This window comes from Bacteroidota bacterium (genome assembly GCA_039111535.1).
Classification (GTDB): Bacteria; Bacteroidota; Rhodothermia; order Rhodothermales; family JAHQVL01; genus JBCCIM01.
The window spans coordinates 1-1834 of sequence record JBCCIM010000354.1; the positions used below are offsets into that span (position 1 = coordinate 1).

The 1834-nt window shown below is 51.9% G+C and carries 3 protein-coding genes; all 3 read left to right on the forward strand.

Annotated features, from left to right (window positions below; all coding sequences use genetic code 11):
• On the forward strand, positions 1-1220 hold a 1220-nt coding region (locus tag AAF564_26760), incomplete at its 5' end, for a plastocyanin/azurin family copper-binding protein (protein ID MEM8489174.1).
• 97 nt (positions 1221-1317) lie between these two features.
• Positions 1318-1602, forward strand: a complete 285-nt coding sequence (locus AAF564_26765; protein MEM8489175.1) for a type II toxin-antitoxin system RelE/ParE family toxin — start codon at positions 1318-1320, stop codon at positions 1600-1602.
• A partial coding sequence (locus AAF564_26770; protein ID MEM8489176.1) for a HigA family addiction module antitoxin occupies positions 1595-1834 on the forward strand: 240 nt, incomplete at its 3' end. The genes AAF564_26765 and AAF564_26770, both read left to right, overlap by 8 nt.

Consider the following 1834-nt stretch of genomic DNA (forward strand, 5'->3'; position numbering starts at 1 on the left):
CAACGCATTTAAATACCCATTGTGATGCGTTGATGGAAGATGCAGCAGCTAATATCCAGCGCGAAGTTATACCAGTTGATGCACCAAACCTGGGGTTTGAGGTTGCAGCTGATGACCTACCGGCCGGCTGGGGTGTCGAGCCATTTGTCTGGCCGCTCGAAGAGACCAATCCCAATGTATACACGCATGAAATTGTACCGGAAGGCCGCACTGGCAACGCCTTGAAAATCAGCTCGCCTACAGGTGCTGACGTAGGTGTTTATGTTGATGTGCCCGTCAAACCCAACACCACCTACTTGCTTACGGGGTGGATAAAAACGGAAAATTTAGAAAACATGGGCGGTGGGTACGGTGCAGTGATCGACATCCTTACCTTCGGACGCACCCGCACCATCCGCGGCACGTCCGACTGGACCTGGGTTGAGCGACGGTTCAATACTGGGCCAAAAGAAGAAATCCGCATTCAGTGCCATCTTGGGCGCTGGGGTCAATACAAAGGCACTGCATGGTTTGACGACTTGCGCCTTGTTGAACTTGGCGACATCTCACCATCTGCCGTGGTAGCTGAAACGGTATTCCGGCACATCGGCGCAGGCGGACTCGATCAGGCTGCCCTCTCGGTCCTTGAGCAACTCAACAACACAACCCCGGCCATCCGCGACCTTGCACTTTCCAGTTTTGCAGAGAACTGGCCCACAGGCCAACGGCCAGCCGCAGCTGCTGATGACAACGCATACCGAACCATGCTGGCAGATAAACTGGACGCGCCACAAAAAAACGCACTCGAAAAACTCCTGCAACGGTGGCGGGGAGAAACGGTACCCATCGAAGAACCGCGCACTGCAGGTAGAACCGTGCTCCTCCAAACAGAGCTAAACACCCTCAAGTTTGCACAGGATACGCTGACTGTGCAAGCCGGCGAAGAAATCACCCTGGTCTTCGAAAACCTTGATGCCATGCCGCACAATGTTGTGATTGGTATGCCGGGTACCCTCGAAACGATCGGCGGAGCTGCTGATGCGCTGGCTCGTACAGGACAGGGTGCCGAGCAAGCCTATGTACCAACCATTGAAAGCGTACTCACCGCCTCCCCACTCGTTGATGCCGGAAAATCCGTCTCCTTCACCATTCAAGTGCCAACCACACCCGGCGATTACCCCTTCATCTGCACCTTCCCTGGTCACTGGCGCATTATGAACGGCATACTACGCGTCGAATGAGGGTATGTAGCATAGCCGGGGCTTGTCTACCGTAAAACAGACCTATTTCTTTTGGTAAGAAACAGGGCATTACGCGACACGTAACACCCTTAGCGCGATGATCCTCACTTTTGCGGATCGGTTTACGGAAGAACTATTCCTACATGAAACTTCCCGACATTTTCCAACCCACGTGTTAACCAGGGCATTGGATAAATTGCGGTACTTGCATGCTGCAGATAGTTTGCACGATTTACGTATACCACCCGGAAATAAACTCAAGCAATTAAAAGGGACGCGAACCGGTCAGCATAGTATTCGAGTAAACCGGTCATGGCGTATTTGTTTTATTTGGCAAGACAACAATGCCTTCGTAGTAGAGCTGAATAACCATTATGCCTGAGAAAAGCAGTAAAGATACCCTAACACACCCTGGCCAGTTGTTGGTACGCGATTATCTAAAACCTCTCGGTATCAGTCAGAATAAACTAGCCAAAGCAATGGCAGTGCCGGCAGGGAGAATCAGCGAAATTATAAACGGCAAGCGCGCCATATCTGCTGAAACATCGCTGCGCCTTGGCAAAGCACTGGGGATGTCCGAAAAGTTCTGGTTTAACTTGCAAGCCGACTATGAC